The organism is Shewanella sp. HL-SH5 (assembly GCF_051163755.1).
Lineage (GTDB): Bacteria > Pseudomonadota > Gammaproteobacteria > Enterobacterales > Shewanellaceae > Shewanella > Shewanella glacialimarina.
The window spans coordinates 1,341,908-1,360,319 of the sequence record NZ_CP195038.1 but is presented as its reverse complement, the minus strand read 5'-3'; the positions used below and the strand labels follow the sequence as shown (position 1 = coordinate 1,360,319).

The following is an 18,412-nucleotide window of genomic DNA, read 5'->3' as shown; positions in this document are numbered from 1 at the left end:
TTCATCAGTAAAGCAGATAATAAGGCTAGACTAAGATTAAAAAACATACAAATCACCTTGTTAATTTATTGGTTTTTTTGCTTAATGACCTGCTCTTTTAATGCTTTTGACTGACTCAATGCATCAATCGTCAGCCCTTTTATCTCAACCAATAAGTGTTGGTGTATTTTACTTAATTTTGGTTTATTCTTCGAATTGAACTGAATTGGTCGACATAGGCTCATCGCCTGATAACCCAACCTTGCCGTTAACAAACCACCACCTAAGCCCTGCGCGACTCGTGCGGAAAGTTTGCCTGTCAGCTCAACCGATAATAGTTGAGTGCCTAAATCAGTTGCCACTTCAGCTGTACCAGCATAAATGATATTAACAATAATCGAGCGAATGAGTTTAATTCGGCTCCAATAGCCAAGTTCAATGCCATAAACCTTGGCAATTTTTGAAATCATTGCTTGATTTCGCCATAATATCAACGCCATATCTAATGCAGCTAAAGGGCTAGCCGCCAGCAATAATGCCGACTCTGCAGCAAATCGAGCAACATACTGCTTAGCAAGTTCATCACGTTCGCTAAGGACTAAGTCATCAAAAAGTAGCACTTTTTCTGCATCATTGTGTTCCGCACTGACTTGGGATAAATACGCACGCTTGGCGTTATTATCAGGATAACGCTGTAATAATGTTTGAATGTAAGCTTCAGCTTCCCCTATCTGCATGCTATCAGCTAATCGTGAACCTGTGTCTTGATCAACACTGACCTGCTTTAGTGCAGCTAACTTACGCCACTCTTTGATACTTATCATGGCTACCCAACTTATCACCACAGCCAGTGCCATAGAGTAGAAACTAAATAGATATGGACTTGTCTCAAAGGCACTAATCAAACCAGTCACAGTTTGTACTATGACAAGCAGTGTAATAGCGAGTAAAGATAGCTTTGCCAGTAACGACCAACGATGTGGTTTTTTAGCCTCTTTTGTCACTTCATCCAGTACGCTCTCTGGCATCATTTGATTGAATTCATCGCTATCAGCGTCAACTTGCGACATAGATGACAATTCATCAATAAAATCGGCGTGTTCAAAAGACTGTGCTGGTTTAATAGACTTTGACGCTGGAACTGAACGAATCTCTGAATGTTGCATTTCAGTCGATTCTTCAACGTCTTGTGCTGAAAACAATTTAGCCTGTTTTATTGTATTACTCTGTTCCATACAATTAATACTCACTAATTAGGCAAGCTTATCGCCTAGTAAAAACTCTAATAAATGATCCAAACGAATATGGGGATAAAGACGCTCTTGTGAATTAACACTGCTACCAGAAACAAAGTCCTGATAAGGCGGTGCAAAAGTTGGAAAACCAAACCCCTGTTGCCGCCAAAACTCAGCATCAGGTAAGTGGCTGGGCACATCACCAGGGTAAAGGGTGATTAATTTTCCCGTTTTATCGCGCCCTTTGATCACTTCTTGTTGGCCATCTGCTGTATTAATCATCCCATGCTGAGTCGCTTTAATCGCACTAACTGCCATGGTTTCGACTTCACAACCTTCAAAACGAGCAAAATACTGGCTTTGTTTTAGCATGTCAGTTAATAGACTCAAAATATGACTTTGTTGACTTCGGGTTACACGATCCACCTGACTTGCGGCAAAAAGCACCTTATCAATTTTTGGCGAAAACAGGCGTTTTAGTAAACTCGACTGCCCAAACTGAAAACTTTCCATAATACTATTTAATGCCAACCCCATATCATTGAACTGGCTCTGGCCATGGTTTAGACCGTTTAAGCAATCGACCAACACAACCTGGCGATCAAACTTAGCAAAATGATCCTTATAAAATGGTTTAACCACCTGAATAACATATTGCTGGTAGCGCTTTTTTAGCACCTGATAAGTGCTAGCGGGATCAGACTGACTCAGCTCAGCATGCTGAACGGGCGATAATGACAATAATGGAAAGAATGTTAACAGCGGGGTATTTTCGTACTCACCAGGCAATAGCATTCTTCCAGGTTGAGCAAAATAAAAGCCCTGCTTATGCACCATGTCTTGTAAAAGATGCTGATAGCCATCTGCTATTTGCTTTAACACTTGCTCATCTGCAGGGGCTGATAAATCGAGTGCTGTGACTTGTTTTGCAAATGCACTATATAAAGGGGAGCTTTGTAATCGACTCACGCCCTGCTGCTGGCTTAAGCACCAGGCGGTAAAATCTTGTTTTAACATAGGTAAGTCGAGCAGCCACTCACCAGGATAATCTACAATATCAACAATCAAAGTCGCTGAGTCAGTTAGCTTAGCTAACACACCTTGCTCTGGACGATACTTAATCGCTAGGCGCAGTTCAGTAATATTTCGTGTCGATGGTGGCCAAAGCGGAGGCTGTTCACCCAAAGCGTGCATTGCGCTTTGATAATCAAAACTGGCGATATCAAGATCAGGTTGTAATGATCGCTTTACCGCCAGTAAACGCCCGTCACGCGCAACTTGCCACAAAGGTAAAGGATTTTTATCGAAGTTCACACCAGCATGTAGCAGCTGATTCACCAATCCAGTAATAAATGCTGTTTTACCCGCACCAGATAAACCCGTTACCGCTAAGCGAACATGTCGGTCGGTACTGCGATGAAGTAAAGATTGGGCTGACTGAGTTATTTTATTGAGCGATCGATCCAGTAAACTCATGGCTGATTCCAAATAAAATAAGGGCGGATAACCGCCCTAGATTTGATTACAGACTATTGATTTGGCGTTTCAAATCAAATGTGTCTGAAGTAACATGTTGTTCAAGCTTTTGTAATCGAGCTTCCAATGTTGAAAACTGTCGATTGACATCAAACAATGCCTGTTTTGCTGGCTCGCCAGCTTGCCAAACTTTCTTTTTAAGCTCAATGTCTTTATGGTTGTCTTGGTGCTGTTGCACTCGCGGTTTTACATCTAAAATCATCCACATTGCGATATAAATGACTAAGATTACACCGCTACCACCGAGTAAAAATATTGATGCAGCGACCACTCTGACCAACCACACTTCAAAATTTAAATACTCTGCAATCCCCGCACATACACCTGCAATTTTACCCGTTTGGGGAATTCGATATAAGGTTCGCGCTTTAGGTTCACTCATGTTTGGTCCTCCATTCTGGAGATTCACTGTCAAGAATTGCTTCAAGCGTATGAATACGACCACCCATTTTTTCCGCTTTAGCAATTAAATCATTTAGTTGGTTAAATTCTTCTTCAGTGAGCCCCTGGCTCACTTGTCGCTTACTGCGATAATGAAGAACCAACCAGATAGGTGCCACAATAACCAAAAAGATGATAATTGGTGCAATAAGAAGATCCATATCCATAACTCACCTCTGAAAAATTATTATACTTTTGATTTAGGTTGGTTTTTCGCTTTCATCTTTGCTTTTAATGCAGCTAGCTCATCGTTAACTGAGTCTTCAGCTTTAAGCGCGGCAAACTCATCATCTAAGGTCGATTTTTTGCCTAAATCATAAGCGTCAACTTGCGCTTCAAGTCCTTCAACACGACGCTCGTATTGTTCGAACTTCATCATAGCATCATCAATTTTACTTGAATCAAGTTGCTTTTTAACTTCTAAACGAGAAGTCGCTGTTTGCTTACGCATGATTATCGTCTTTTGACGGGCACGCGCATCGGTTAGCTTATCTTGTAATTGCGCCACTTCATCTTTCAAGCGAGCAATGTGTTCTTCAACAACCTTTAATTCCGCTTCAAGTGTTGCCAGCAAACCAGCTGTTTTTTGCTTTTCAACCAACGCAGCTTTAGCTAAGTCTTCACGATCTTTTGAAATAGCTAATTCAGCTTTATCTTCCCAATCCTGTACTTGCTCTTGCACTCGGCTAATACGGCGAAGTAGTTCTTTTTTCTCAGCTAACACTTTTGCTGAAGTAGAACGCACTTCTACGACTGTATCTTCCATTTCCTGGATGATAAGGCGAACCATTTTTTCTGGATCTTCGGCCTTATCAAGTATTGCGCTGATGTTTGAATTAACGATATCAGCAAAGCGAGAGAAAATTCCCATAATGTGTTCCTCAAAGTTATATGTAGATGTCGCATAGACTAATACATTATGTGTGCCAACATTTACAAACACTCTATTTTCAGTTACTTAAAGTGAAAATGATGTTTTTCTTTATTTATTCTCTTAAGCCATCTATTATGATTTTCACCAATAATTAGCGTAAAAGACTAAAATACTGTGAATAAGCAATTTCAGCAAGATAACCTTATCGGTCAATCCAATGCGTTACTGGAAGTATTAGAGCATGTATCGAAAATAGCCCCTTTGTCAAAACCTGTGCTTATTATTGGTGAACGTGGCACAGGTAAAGAGCTAATCGCAGAGCGGCTACATTATCTTTCCGGTCGGTGGGATCAGAGTTTTATCAAACTGAATTGCTCTTCTTTAAGTGAAAACTTACTCGAAAGCGAACTTTTTGGTCACGAATCTGGGGCATTTACCGGGGCTAAAGGAAAACACGAAGGCCGTTTTGAGCGGGCCGACGGCGGTACCTTATTTTTAGATGAATTAGCAAACACTTCTGGGCTTATTCAAGAAAAATTATTACGGGTGATTGAATATGGTGAATTTGAACGTGTGGGCGGCAGTAAAACGGTGCAAACCGATGTGCGCTTGATATGTGCGGCAAATGAAGATTTACCTGCACTGGCTGAATCCGGTGAATTTAGAGCAGACTTATTAGACCGATTAGCATTTGATGTAATAACTTTACCACCACTGCGTTGTCGTACAGAAGATATTATGGACTTAGCTGAATACTTTGCCATCAGTATGGCTAGGCAACTCAAACTAGAATATTTTGGCGGTTTTAGTCCTTTAGCTGTTGAACAATTATTAAGTTATACCTGGCCAGGTAATATACGAGAACTTAAAAACGTGGTTGAACGTAGCGTATATCGAGAAGGTAGTGAGGGGCAGCAAATAGATCATATTATTCTTGACCCATTCGCATCTCCTTATAGACCGCAAACTCGTGTTAAAACCAAAGAGCGTCAACAGGCATTTATTCAGCCTGTTATTTCGAATAATGTCGATGAGACAAACACAGAGTCGATGGGTATAGAAGCGAGCCCTTCCATAGAGTCATCGACTTCACAGAGCCATCACGGGCAAAAAACACAATTACCTCCAATCAACTTCCCTATCGACTTTAAAGAGTACACAGAAAAACAAGAAGTCACCTTATTACAATTAGCCTTAGCTGAAAGCCAGTTTAATCAGAAGAAAACCGCTGAAAATTTAGGCCTTAGCTATCATCAATTACGGGGGATTCTAAAAAAATACAACTTATTGTGAAGCTAAACTCTCTGTTTGCCCTTTAATTCAATATCCATTTAAAGGGCAAAGATAAAAACTAAAAAAAACAATTTAATAACTTGTTTGCTCCCAAGATATTTACACTGCTAAAATAGCCCTTCAGACTCATAAAATACGATTTAGCTATGGCAATGTCTTTAAGACAACAGATTCAGCATATGTTTATATGTCTTGGCGGACTTATACTCAGTGCGTGTGGTCAAGCAACCCTCCCCCCAGGGCTGGTATATTGTAGTGAAGGTAACCCAGAAAGTTTTAACCCTCAACTTGTCACTTCAGGCACAACTATCGACGCCACTTCCCATCAAATATACAGTCGGTTAGTTAATTACGATCCTGAACTGGGTGATATTGTGCCAGGGTTAGCCACTGAGTGGCACATTAGTGATGATGGTTTAAATTATACTTTTGTGTTGCGTAATGATGTTTTATTTCACCAAACAAGTCACTTTAAACCACAAAGAACGTTCAATGCAGACGACGTTTTATTCTCGTTTAATCGCATTATTGACTCGCAGCATCCTTACCATTTCGTTAGTCGCACCGGTTATCCATTTTTTCAAAGCATCGGTTTTGATAAACTTATTGGCTCAATTGAAAAAATTGATTCCCACCATGTGGTTTTCCACTTGAATCGTAAAGATGCTTCATTTTTATCCAATTTAGCCACAGACTTTGCGGTGATACTGTCTGCAGAATATGGCGACATGTTGCTTAAAAACGGAGAACCCGAACAGATAGATTTCCAGCCTATTGGCACTGGCCCATTTCAATTAAATCAATATGTCAAAAATGAGTACATTCGTTACAACAGGCATCCTTATTATTGGGGAGCGGCGGCAGACATTGAGCATTTAGTTTTTGATATCACACCTAAAAGCACTGCGCGTATTACCAAATTAATTACCGGCGACTGCAGTGTATCAGCCTTGCCTAAAGCTGGAGAGTTAGCAGTAATAGACCAGCATAAGCATATCAAAGTGGATATTAAACCTGGGCTTAATGTTGCATTTTGGGCGCTCAACACTCAAAAACCACCTTTAAATGACATTAAGGTCCGACGCGCACTGGCACACGCTATTGATAAACAAAATATTTTAGACGTGGTATATAATGGCATTGCAGTAGAAGCAAAAGGGATTTTACCGCCCGCGTCATGGGCATATTCTGATAATATCAATGCCAATAACTATGATCCTGCAAAAGCTAAAGCACTATTAAATGAAGCCGGTATTGATAAGTTATCGATTGATATCTGGGCAATGCCAGTGGCGCGAGTTTATAACCCTAACGCCCTTAAAACAGCAGAATTAATTCAAGCTGATTTGGCTAAAATTGGCGTCAAAATCAATATCGTTTCATATGATTGGAGTGTCTTTACACAAAAACTTATCCGTGATGATTATGATTCTGTGCTAATTGGATGGAACGCAGATAATAGCGATCCTGACAACTTCTTTACTCCTTTACTTAGCTGCGCAGCTTTAGCATCGCACAATAACCGTTCAAAATGGTGCCAAAAAGATTTTGACCACTTACTAACCAGTGCTCAAAATACTACTGAACGTGAAGCGCGTAAGGCAATATACCAAGCAGCTGAAGCCATACTGAGTGATCAAGTTCCGCTTATTCCTATTGCGCATGCTCAGAAGGTTATTTTAAAGAAAGACACTATAACCTCAATGCAAGTAAGGCCCTATGGCGGCATTGCATTTGCAAAAATAGTTGAGAAAACACCAGAGAGTAAATAATTATGTGGCAATATTTTTTTAGACGCAGCAGTTTATTTTTAGCCACAACCTTGATTATGATGGCCGTATTATTTTATGCCACTCATCTTTTTCCCGTAGATCAGACCTACGCTTTAACCGGTATTCAACAGCCGACCAATCAACAATTCGTTCAAATACACCAAGACTTTAAATTAGATAGTAATGATATAAGACAATTTATCGCTTATGTGCAACAACGTTTTTCAGGCAATATGGGCATTTCCATAAACTCACAACAGCCTGTTTATGACGAATTAAAAGCAGTGCTACCCGCATCATTTGAATTATCACTATTCTCAGGCGCTATCGCATTATTTTTGGGCGTACCAATTGGAATTATTGCGGCGCTGAGCAAAAATAAACTTGTCCAGGGTAGTATATTAGGACTTACCTTGACCGGTTATTCCACTCCGATATTTTGGCTTGGATTGACCTTATCACTTTGGTTTGGCGTAAATTTAGGCTGGTTGCCTATCTCTGGGCAAATAAATTTACTTTATCAAATTGAGCCGGTCACTGGTTTCATGTTAATTGATACCTTGCTATCCGATTCCGCTTATCGGCTTCAAGCTTTTGTCGATGCCATCATGCACTTGATTTTGCCCGCTATTACACTTGCGGTTTTGCCCTTTACCTTAATAGTGCGCATTACGCATCAGGCAATGTTACATGTGATGAATCAAACCTATATTCGTGCTGCTGAAGCTAGGGGCCTACACACATTCAAAATTATTATTCGCCACGCATTACCAAATGCAATGATACCTGTGCTTAAAAGTATCGGGATTATGTTAGGCTCATTTGCGAGCTATGGTATTGTTGTGGAAGTTATTTTTTCATGGCCGGGAGTAGGTAGCTGGTTAGTATCAGGTATTTACCAACGTGACTATACCGTCATTCAAGCAGGTATATTTTCTGTTTCACTGTTAATTATCTTTTTAAGCATACTGATTGAATTTATCCATACAGTGATCAATCCAATGAGCAAAAAGGAACTGTATGCCTCCTATTAAGATTTACAAGCAAGACTATATTGCAACCCCTGCTGGTAGGGTATGGAAAGCATTTTCTAAAAATCCATTTGCACTTATTGGATTGTGGGGGGTTTGTTTTTTATTATTACTCACTATTTTAGCCCCCTTTATTGCCCCTTATTCTGTTAATGAGCAGAATCAACAAATTTTATTACTGCCCCCTTCTTGGGATCCATTAGGGCACGTGGAATACTTTTTAGGCACTGACGATCTCGGACGAGACATATTCAGCCGTATTTTACACGGTGTTCAGCTAACGTTCGGCATGTCACTTATTATTGTAAGCTGCGCACTATTTTTTGGATTTTTAATCGGTTCGATTTCCGGCATGATGCGAGGGCTAAAGTCTAGCATTTTAGGGCATTTACTCGATGCTCTTTTATCTATTCCATCATTATTAATGGCCATATTAGTGGTCGCGGTTATAGGCCCAGGACTTTATAACGTATTCTGGGCGGTTGGAATTGCTATGGTTCCGCAGTTTATTCGCACAATCCACCAGGCTGTTCATGAAGAATTACAAAAAGAATATGTCACTGCCGCTAGGCTTGACGGTGCTAATAATCTGCAAGTTTTTTGGTATGTTATTATGCCAAATGTATGGGAAGTACTTATTATTCAAATTACTATGGCTATTTCGGCAGCCATTTTAGATATTGCTGCGTTAGGTTTTTTAAACCTTGGCGCCCAGGCACCGAGTCCAGAATGGGGCGCGATGATTGCACAGGGCTTAGATAATTTATTATTGGCGCCCTGGACTGTTACCATTCCTGGTGTAGCTATATTATTCAGCGTACTTGCCGTTAACCTGGTTGGTGACGGTTTACGATCCGCTATTGCACCAATAAGAAACTAATTTATGCCATTACTCGATATTCGAAACCTAACAATAGAACTCGATACCGACCACGGTAGAGTGGCGGTTTTAGAAAAGGTCAGTCTCACCATGAACCCTGGAGAAATTCATGGTTTGGTGGGAGAGTCAGGTTCAGGACGAAGTATATTAGCTAAAGCCATTTTAGGAATTTTAGGCACTAACTGGTATGTTATGGCTGACAGAATGATGTTTGATGGCAAAGACTTACTCGAATTAACCGCCAAAGAGCGCCGCTGCTTAATGGGCAGCGATATGGCAATGATCTTTCAAGACCCATCGGGCAGTCTTGATCCGGTAAAAACCGTCGGTAGCCAATTAATTGAAGCTATGGTACCTAACAAAAATGTTCCTTTTTGGCGTAGAGCCAAAGATACCTACCTAAACGCGCAAAAATGGTTACATAAGGTGGGCATCAAAAGCCCTAAATCCTTGATGAAGTGCTATCCATGGGAATTATCAGAAGGTGAATGCCAGAAAGTCATGATAGCTATGGCGGTTGCGAATCACCCCAAGTTATTAATTGCGGATGAACCGACAAACTCGATGGAACAAAATACTCAGGCACAGATATTTAGGTTATTATCACAATTAAATCAGCTGCAAAATGTGTCGATTTTATTAGTTAGCCATGAACTTGAAACATTAGTCCAATATTGCGATCATTTAACCGTATTATACGGTGGTCAAATGATGGAGTCTGGCCCCACAGATGAGATAGTTGCGAGTCCGTTTCATCCGTATACCCGTGCACTTTTAAAGAACTTACCTGATTACACGGGTAAAATGCGACATAAATCTGATTTACCAACACTGCAAGGATCATCTCCTTCAATTCAAAATCTCCCTGCAGGTTGCAGATTAGGGCCTCGATGCCCTGAAGCTAAACGACAATGTGTCAAACAGCCTAAAATAGAGCACGTTAAAGATCGTGCATTTGCCTGCCACTTTCCATACAAAAATGAGCAAGAAGCCGATGACAACACCTTTGCTTAAAGTGACCAACCTGAGTAAGCAATACTTAACGGGTTACAAAGGGTTTGTACCACAATATTATGATGCTCTATTACCAGTATCCTTTGAACTTGGGCGAGGCGAAACATTGGCAATTGTCGGTGAAGTGGGCTCTGGAAAATCAACCCTTGCGCGTATTTTAGTGGGTGCAGAACAAAGAAGTAGTGGTGATATTTTTTTTGAAGGTGAAGCCTTAGAGTCACGTAATGTAAAACAACGTTGCCGCTTAATCAGAATGATTTTCCAAGACCCAAACACCTCGTTAAATCCAAGATTAACCATTGGTGAATTACTAAATGAACCACTTAAGTTTAGTACAAGCCTTACCGTTGAAGAGCGACGGGCGCAAGTAATTGATACTTTGCGTAAGGTTGGTTTATTGCCTGAGCACGTTAATTTTTATCCCCATATGGTATCAGAAGGTCAAAAACAGCGTGTTGCCGTTGCGCGAGCATTAATGCTAAATCCCAAAATTATTATTGCCGATGAAGCATTAACCGCGCTTGATTTATCTGTTCGGTCACAAATCATTAACTTATTGTTAAAATTACAAAAAGAACTCGGTTTATCTTATATATTTGTATCGCATAACTTAAATATTATCCGCCATATCAGCGATAAAATTATGGTGCTTCACAATGGCTGTATGGTAGAAAAAGCAAATACCGCAGACTTATTCACTTCGCCTCAGCATGAATACACCCAAAGGCTCATTCAAGAGCAAACTCATTTCATGCAAAAGCGTTAAACTGCTCCAACCACTGGCCTAAATGGCAACTTTACACAAAAATAAGTGCCATTTCATCGACGATCTAATTATCCTAGTGCCAACGACAAAGGAAGAACTGACTTATGATTATTAAACCAAAAATTCGTGGCTTTATATGTACCACAACCCATCCTGTTGGTTGTGAAGCTAACGTAAAAGAACAAATCGATTTAACTAAAGCAAAAGGTAAAATCACTAATGGTCCTAAAAAGGTATTAGTGGTCGGTTCATCTAGTGGCTATGGCTTATCTTCACGTATCGCTTCAGCATTTGGTAGTGACGCAGCTACAATCGGTGTATTTTTCGAAAAACCAAGCTCAGAAACTAAACCCGGTACAGCAGGTTGGTATAATTCTGCCGCGTTTGATAAGTTTGCTAAAGCCGAAGGTTTATATTCAAAAAGCATTAACTGTGATGCATTTAGCCATGAAGCAAAGCGAAAGGTTATTGAGCTTATCAAACAAGACTTAGGTCAAATTGATATGGTGGTATATTCACTAGCCTCACCTGTGCGTAAACTGCCCGATACCGGTGAAGTTATTCGTTCATCATTAAAGCCAATAGGTGAAACCTACAGTGCAACCGCTGTGGATACTAATAAAGACACTATTATTGAAACCTCCGTTGAACCCGCTACTGAGCAAGAGATTGCAGATACAGTTACCGTTATGGGCGGCGAAGATTGGGAATTGTGGATTGAAGCACTTTCACAAGCAGGTGTACTTGCTGACGGTTGTAAAACAGTCGCCTACAGCTACATTGGTACAAAAATCACTTGGCCTATCTACTGGCATGGCGCCCTTGGTAAAGCTAAAATGGATTTAGATCGTGCTGCTCATTCATTAAATAACAAACTAGCCACTAAAGGCGGCTCTGCCAATGTTGCTGTATTAAAGAGTGTTGTGACTCAAGCCAGCTCGGCGATCCCTGTTATGCCATTGTATATCGCTATGGTATTCAAGAAAATGCGTGAAGAAGGTCTTCACGAAGGCTGTATGGATCAAATTTACCGTATGTTCAGTGAGCGTTTATTCCGCGCTGATGGTCAAGCTCCTGCAGTGGACGACACTAATCGTTTACGTTTAGATGACTGGGAATTACGTGAAGAAATTCAAAAACATTGTCGTGATTTATGGCCACTCGTTACCACAGAAAACTTATCTGAACTTGCGGACTACCGCGAATATAAAGAAGAGTTTTTGAAGCTATTTGGCTTTGGTATTGACGGTATTGATTACGAAGCAGACGTAAACCCGAATGTAGAGTTTGATGTTGTAAGTTTATAAACAATATATTCAGTTATTAAAAAACCAGCCTACTTGGCTGGTTTTTCTTTTTAAGCGAGGTAAGACTTAATAAAAGTGGGCTAAGTACACACTCACTCAAAGAGCTCTTCCCTCTTTCTAGATAAGCCTCTGAAGCACCTTGTCCTCACTTTAACAACGCTAACGCATTAATCACTGGCACATTAAATCAACCGGGTATTAAATCACTCACATATTGAACCATAGTGATCTAACTTACCGCTAAATATACTTTCACATGCACATCGTCAATAGTGTCAGTAAGATCAAAACGCTCAAAGGTTAGTGGATGCTCTGTAAGGGTAAAATCATTTTTAGCTAGCCATATGCTGTACAGATAGCTAATTTTACTTTGTAGCGCTATTTCAGAGCCTTTATGCTCGAAAGTAGCGTATGTTCCGCTTGGTATCGCGCTCGCTTTAAAATATTCTGAATCAGCCATTACAACCTTTAGATCACTCAATTTGGCTGTAGGTACACTCACACCAATATCAATCGCGTAATTCATACTCATATTTTGTGGCAAACTATAAACAAAATTAAATGTTCGGTTATCTAAGAGTGTTAATTGATGCGCTTTTCTAAAGGCGATTAACGCCTGAATAGTTTGCGGTAAATAAACTTTAGGTCCGCGATGTTTAATCAGCACTAAATCAAGTTTATCTAGCTGTATGATTTCACTATTTACATCAGTATCAGTTAAGGTGTTATGCCCCTGCGATAATGTTTTTAGTGGCTGTTGTTTTATAAAGAAATTAGCCCAATCGGGTGCTTGCCTAAAAGCTTGTGGAGTTTGACCAATACTTGATGTAAAAGCTTTGGTAAACTCAACAGTGGATGAATACCCAGCAGCTTTTGCAACGTCAAGGATACTGACACTCTTATCAAACCCTAAGGTTTGAGCCGCTTCAATATTTCTCAATAACGCGATATAGTCTCCAACTTGAGTGTGATACAAACTATAAAAAATAAACTCAAAATGGTTTAAAGGTACCCCCGCCTTAGCAGACAATCGCTCAAGGGACAGGTTTTCATTTAAGTGATTGTCAATAAGTTGTAAAACACCTTCAAATTGCTGCTCAAGATCCACAGTAAAGCCTCTTAAAATCATATTTAATCGAGATAAGCCTGAGAACATAGCTAATTAAAGTCATTATATAAACAGATGCAGTAAAAGCGAGATAAGTCATCGATAAGATGATAAAGCAAATAAAAAAGCCAAGGTTAAATAAACCTTGGCTTTTTTAGCATCGTGATAATATATCTAAAAATTATTCAGCTACAGGATATTCAATCTGTGCTTTAGACTTTAACGAATCTATCACAGCACGGTAATCCGCTTGGCCATATTGACGTGATAAACCGTCTTTAATCGACTGCAACAAGCTAGCATCAATATTTTCAGCAGCGTTAACTTTATCAAGTACAACAACAGCATAACCTGCACCTAATGCAACGGTATCAATTGACACAGCTTCTGCTTCTGGTGCTGGCATTTTGAATGCTTTATTAGCAATCGCAGCGTCAACATCTTGATTAAAGCGATCTAATTTAGCCACAGTGATTAATTCTGCTCCACTAATAGCAAAATCACCCGTTTTAAGCTGAGTCATATAAGTAGCCGCTTTTTCACGTGCCGCTTCATTGGCTTTATCATACTTAAGACGTTGTACGATCTGCGCTTCAACTTTGTCAAAACTCATGGTACCGGCATCTTGATGCTGCTTAACACGGATAACGACAACATGATTAGGGTCAAGCTCAATCACTTCGCTGTTCATGCCACTGCTCAGTACTTGATCTGAGAATGCCGCTTTGACTAAATCAGGCTTGTTTAAATTAGCCGGTGGATTATCTCGAGTAAACAAAGCTGTTGTCTGAACTTCTTTATTCACTGCATTAGCAGTATCAATTAATGTGTCAGGGATTTCATAGCTAGTATCTGCAAGCTTAGTTTGTAAGCCATAGAATATACTTAATGCTTTTGTCTCTTTAATTTGAGCAATAATTTTAGCTTTAACATCATCAAACGCAGCAATTGCGCCAGGCTGAACATCAACTAGTTTGATAATGTGGAAACCAAATTCACCTTTAACAACCGCTGATACTTGACCTTTTTCAAGACTGAATAAGACCTCATCAAATGCGGCATCCATAACGCCTTGCTCAAACCAATCGATTTGACCACCTTGCTCGGCACTGAATTTATCATCAGATTCAGTTTTCGCTAATTCAGCAAAATCTTCACCTGCTGCAATACGTGCTGCAATCGCATCTAACTTTGCTTCATCAGCTGCATCATCACCACTCGCTGCATAAATATGACTCGCTAAACGCTTTTCAGGTGTTTGATACTGCGATTGATTGTCTTGATAATATTCAGTCGCTTCAGCATCATCAACAACAATATCGCTGACCATATCTTTCACATTTAATTCAACATACTCAAGGCTGACAAGCTCGGGGCTCATAAACTGCATTAAGTTAGCATCATAAAACGCTTTAGTTTCTTCAGCAGTAACATCAGCTGATGCTAAAAAAGGTGTTGAATCAACAGAGATATAACGAATGTCACGGGTTTGACTTTGTACTTCAGCAAGCTGTTTTGCTTCACCATCAAGTACAAACTCACTACCTACTAACGCCTTTAATAACTGACTACGCGTCATATCAACACGCATCATATTGCGAAATGTGACTGGCTGATAGTTCAATTGACGCAATACTGCTTGATAACGATCGTTATCAAACTGGCCGTCGGTTTGAAATGCGGGTTCAGTGTAAATAGCTTGTTTTATTTGCTCATCAGAAACACGTAAACCAAGGTCAACAGCGGCTTGATCGACAAGTGTGTTTGCGACTAAACGATCTAACACACCTTTCTTGATGCCTTGCATATAGCTGTCATCTGCAGATAAAGCATCAAACATTTCGCCATATTGTTGTTTTAAACTAGCACGCTCGTTTTGGAAAGCTTGTTCTAATTCAGTTTCAGGAATTTCAATTCCATTAACAATAGCAGCAGGTACACCAGTACTAGAGCCTAAATAGCTACTAACACCAGCAAAAGCAAATGAAAATATCACAAGCACTAGAATCGTTTTAGCAACAATTCCCTGTGATCCTTCGCGGATTTTTTCTAACATCTGAATTCTCGCTTGTTGCGATTAAAATAAAAAGGCGCATCTCTTGTGATGCGCCTTGTTTACATGGAGTTATCAGACGCTACCAAGGGTACAACCCAATACTCCGAATATCAGTGAACTTAACAACTGACATTCCATTTCGTAAAAAGCACCGCCAAAGCAGTGCTTAACTCACGAATGCCTAACAAAAGGCGACGTAATTAACTCTTTTTAGTTAACAGCGTCTTTTAGTGATTTGCCAGCTTTGAACGCAGGAATGTTCGCAGCAGCAATTTTAATTTCTTTACCCGTTTGCGGGTTACGGCCAGTACGCTCAGCACGTTGACGTACTTCAAAAGTACCAAAACCAACTAGAGAAATTTTCTGACCGTCTTGTAAACCTTCAGTCACTGCAGCAATAAATGAGTCTAACGCACGACCAGCAGCAGCTTTAGAAATATCAGCACCAGAAGCAATTTTCTCGATTAGTTCAGATTTGTTCATGTCATCCCCTTGAATGTTATTGTCGCGCCGCAACCAAATCCATGTTTAGAGCGGTCTGCGGAGGCTTTTTTGTTAAAAACTCAACACTATGTCAAATTTTATAGAAAACCAAAAAAATAAAAATTGGATACAGCTCAAAGTCAGATGCGCCAAGGGCTTGGTGTGTCTGACTCTCCACAAACCTAGGCTACCACAGCTCAGCGTTTTGTTAAGCCCCTTTTTTCACTTTTTTCATGCTCTAGAGCAATTTTTTCACTAAAGAGCTACTTTTTAACCACTTCGAAGCCTTCCACCGGACGCTCAAGCGCTAATTTAAGCACTTCATCAACCCAACGTACTGGATGTATTTGTAAATCAGCAATCACATTTTGTGGAATTTCTTCTAAATCACGCTCATTTTCTTTAGGAATAAGCACGTGTTTAATGCCACCTCTGTGTGCTGCAAGCAATTTCTCTTTCAAGCCACCAATAGGTAACACTTCACCACGAAGCGTTATCTCACCAGTCATTGCCACATCACTGCGTACAGGGTTACCCGTTAAGCTAGAAACCAAAGCGGTACACATAGCCGCACCTGCAGATGGCCCATCTTTCGGTGTAGCCCCTTCAGGTACATGCACGTGGATATCACGCTTCTCGTAAAAGTCTGCATTAATGCCTAACTGTTCAGCGCGGGCACGCACAACTGTCATTGCGGCTTTAATAGACTCTTGCATTACATCACCGAGTGAACCTGTGTAGGTAAGCTTGCCTTTACCTGCAACCGAGGTTGCCTCAATAGTTAACAGGTCACCGCCAACTTGAGTCCAAGCTAATCCGGTTACTTGGCCAATCTGGTTAGCAGACTCAGCTTTACCGTAATCAAAACGCTGAACACCTAAAAATGATTTCAAGTTATCTTGATTCACTTTAACCGTTTTGACGTTCTTATCTAATAAAATTTGCTTAACGACTTTTCGGCAGATTTTAGATAATTCACGCTCTAATGAACGCACACCTGCTTCACGGGTGTAATAACGAATAATGCCTAAAATTGCGCTGTCTTCGATATTAATTTCTTTCGCTTTAAGACCATTACGCTCAATTTGTTTGGTCAACAAATGTTGCTTGGCAATATTGAGTTTTTCATCTTCGGTATAACCCGATAAACGGATCACTTCCATACGGTCTAATAGAGGACCGGGAATATCCATTGAGTTTGAGGTTGCCACGAACATCACATCAGATAAGTCATAGTCGACTTCTAAATAATGATCGTTAAAGGTCGCGTTTTGCTCTGGGTCTAATACTTCAAGTAATGCCGACGATGGATCGCCGCGCATATCTGAACTCATCTTATCAATTTCATCCAGTAGGAATAATGGATTTTTAACACCCACTTTAGCCATTTTCTGAATAATCTTGCCAGGCATAGAGCCAATATAGGTACGGCGATGACCACGAATTTCCGCTTCATCACGCACGCCACCTAATGCAACACGTACATATTCACGCCCAGTTGCTTTAGCAATTGATTGCCCCAGTGAGGTTTTACCCACACCCGGTGGCCCTACTAGGCATAGAATAGGACCTTTTAGCTGTTTGACTCTGCTTTGAACCGCTAAGTACTCTAAAATGCGTTCTTTTACTTTTTCTAAACCGTGATGGTCAGTATCTAACACATCTTGTGCTTTGGCTAAATCACGTTTTATTTTCGAACGTTTTTTCCATGGCACTGAGGTCATCCAATCAACGTAGCTGCGGACAACAGTCGCTTCAGCAGACATTGGAGACATCATTTTTAATTTGTTTAATTCAGCGCTCGCTTTATCTTTCGCATCTTTTGGCATGCCAGACTCTTCAATCTTTTTACCTAAGAGCTCAAATTCATCATGGCTTTCGTCAATATCACCTAGCTCTTTTTGAATGGCTTTCATTTGCTCATTCAAATAGTACTCACGCTGACTTTTTTCCATCTGTTTTTTAACACGAGTACGGATGCGTTTTTCAACTTGTAACAAGTCAATTTCAGCTTCCATCATCGCCATTAAATATTCTAAACGCTCGCCAACATTGATCATCTCGAGCACAGACTGTTTGTCTTCAAGCTTGAGTGGCATGTGCGCCGCCATAGTGTCGGCTAAACGTGCAGCCTCATCGATACCAGTTAGAGAGGTTAATACTTCAGGCGGGATCTTTTTATTCAGCTTGATATAGCCTTCAAATTGCCCTATCGCGCTGCGAACCAGTACTTCTTCTTCTTTTTCCGCTAACGACTCAGATTCTAAATACTCAGCAGTTGCAACAAAAAAAGTATCTTCCTGGGTATAACGGGTAATTTTAGCCCGTTGACCACCTTCAACCAATACCTTCACGGTTCCATCAGGCAGTTTTAATAACTGTAATATTGATGCAACGGTACCTATGTCGAATATGTCATCTTTTGTTGGCTCATCGAGATCAGCATCTCGTTGGGCCACTAATAGAATTTGCTTGTCTTGTTCCATTGCCGACTCTAAGCAACGGATAGATTTTTCCCGTCCGACGAATAGCGGAATAACCATATGGGGATATACCACAACATCACGTAGTGGTAATACGGGGAGTTCGATATGCGCTTCACGCTCTTGGGTCATGGCTCGATTCCGTTTCATGAAA

Annotated in this window: 16 protein-coding genes; 7 read left to right on the top strand and 9 right to left on the bottom strand. The window is 40.4% G+C overall.

Annotation, left to right across the window (positions count from 1 at the left end):
* Positions 1 to 65 precede the first annotated feature (65 nt).
* The 5 genes from ACRWQM_RS05870 to pspA are packed head-to-tail and all read right to left on the bottom strand — an operon-like array spanning position 66 to position 4,062.
* Complete coding sequence (locus ACRWQM_RS05870; protein WP_434931557.1) at positions 66 to 1,214, bottom strand: TIGR01620 family protein; 1,149 nt, start codon at positions 1,212 to 1,214, stop codon at positions 66 to 68.
* 18 nt (positions 1,215 to 1,232) lie between these two features.
* The gene (locus ACRWQM_RS05865; protein WP_434931555.1) at positions 1,233 to 2,690 is read right to left on the bottom strand and encodes a YcjX family protein; all 1,458 of its coding nucleotides are present in this window, start codon (positions 2,688 to 2,690) and stop codon (positions 1,233 to 1,235) included.
* A 46-nt stretch (positions 2,691 to 2,736) separates the two neighbouring features.
* On the bottom strand, positions 2,737 to 3,132 hold the full coding sequence (gene pspC / locus ACRWQM_RS05860; protein ID WP_434931554.1) for an envelope stress response membrane protein PspC: 396 nt from the start codon (positions 3,130 to 3,132) through the stop codon (positions 2,737 to 2,739).
* Positions 3,125 to 3,358, bottom strand: coding sequence for an envelope stress response membrane protein PspB (gene pspB / locus ACRWQM_RS05855; protein WP_235089213.1), 234 nt, complete (start codon positions 3,356 to 3,358; stop codon positions 3,125 to 3,127). The genes pspC and pspB overlap by 8 nt, the downstream gene beginning before the upstream one ends.
* Positions 3,359 to 3,378: 20 nt before the next feature.
* Entirely contained in the window at positions 3,379 to 4,062 is a 684-nt protein-coding gene (gene pspA, locus ACRWQM_RS05850; protein WP_434931553.1) for a phage shock protein PspA, read from the bottom strand.
* A gap of 177 nt (positions 4,063 to 4,239) precedes the next feature.
* On the opposite strand from pspA, the gene pspF reads away from it, so the two are divergent.
* From pspF to fabV, 7 genes are all read left to right on the top strand, one after another.
* Positions 4,240 to 5,358 (top strand): phage shock protein operon transcriptional activator, encoded by a 1,119-nt coding sequence (pspF, locus tag ACRWQM_RS05845; RefSeq protein ID WP_434931552.1) that lies wholly within the window; start codon positions 4,240 to 4,242, stop codon positions 5,356 to 5,358.
* 146 nt (positions 5,359 to 5,504) lie between these two features.
* Positions 5,505 to 7,130: an ABC transporter substrate-binding protein gene (locus ACRWQM_RS05840; RefSeq protein ID WP_434931551.1), complete on the top strand. Its 1,626-nt coding sequence runs from the start codon at positions 5,505 to 5,507 to the stop codon at positions 7,128 to 7,130.
* A 2-nt stretch (positions 7,131 to 7,132) separates the two neighbouring features.
* Positions 7,133 to 8,164 (top strand): ABC transporter permease subunit, encoded by a 1,032-nt coding sequence (locus ACRWQM_RS05835; RefSeq protein ID WP_434931550.1) that lies wholly within the window; start codon positions 7,133 to 7,135, stop codon positions 8,162 to 8,164.
* Complete coding sequence (locus tag ACRWQM_RS05830; protein WP_434931549.1) at positions 8,151 to 9,041, top strand: ABC transporter permease subunit; 891 nt, start codon at positions 8,151 to 8,153, stop codon at positions 9,039 to 9,041. Before ACRWQM_RS05835 ends, ACRWQM_RS05830 begins: the two co-directional genes overlap by 14 nt.
* A gap of 3 nt (positions 9,042 to 9,044) precedes the next feature.
* Positions 9,045 to 10,055, top strand: a complete 1,011-nt coding sequence (locus ACRWQM_RS05825) for an oligopeptide/dipeptide ABC transporter ATP-binding protein (RefSeq protein ID WP_434926623.1) — start codon at positions 9,045 to 9,047, stop codon at positions 10,053 to 10,055.
* Complete coding sequence (locus ACRWQM_RS05820) at positions 10,036 to 10,821, top strand: peptide ABC transporter ATP-binding protein (RefSeq protein WP_434931548.1); 786 nt, start codon at positions 10,036 to 10,038, stop codon at positions 10,819 to 10,821. Before ACRWQM_RS05825 ends, ACRWQM_RS05820 begins: the two co-directional genes overlap by 20 nt.
* Positions 10,822 to 10,925: 104 nt before the next feature.
* A complete protein-coding gene (gene fabV, locus ACRWQM_RS05815) occupies positions 10,926 to 12,128 on the top strand; it encodes an enoyl-ACP reductase FabV (protein WP_434931547.1) in 1,203 nt (400 codons plus the stop codon).
* A 229-nt stretch (positions 12,129 to 12,357) separates the two neighbouring features.
* Here fabV and ACRWQM_RS05810 read toward each other — a convergent pair whose 3' ends face one another.
* From ACRWQM_RS05810 to lon, 4 genes are all read right to left on the bottom strand, one after another.
* Positions 12,358 to 13,257, bottom strand: a complete 900-nt coding sequence (locus ACRWQM_RS05810) for an AraC family transcriptional regulator (RefSeq protein ID WP_434926626.1) — start codon at positions 13,255 to 13,257, stop codon at positions 12,358 to 12,360.
* 160 nt (positions 13,258 to 13,417) lie between these two features.
* On the bottom strand, positions 13,418 to 15,292 hold the full coding sequence (locus tag ACRWQM_RS05805; RefSeq protein ID WP_434931546.1) for a SurA N-terminal domain-containing protein: 1,875 nt from the start codon (positions 15,290 to 15,292) through the stop codon (positions 13,418 to 13,420).
* Between the two features lie 210 nt (positions 15,293 to 15,502).
* Positions 15,503 to 15,775 (bottom strand): HU family DNA-binding protein, encoded by a 273-nt coding sequence (locus ACRWQM_RS05800; protein WP_226414554.1) that lies wholly within the window; start codon positions 15,773 to 15,775, stop codon positions 15,503 to 15,505.
* Between the two features lie 263 nt (positions 15,776 to 16,038).
* On the bottom strand, positions 16,039 to 18,390 hold the full coding sequence (gene lon, locus ACRWQM_RS05795; RefSeq protein WP_434931984.1) for an endopeptidase La: 2,352 nt from the start codon (positions 18,388 to 18,390) through the stop codon (positions 16,039 to 16,041).
* Between the last annotated feature and the right edge of the window lie 22 nt (positions 18,391 to 18,412).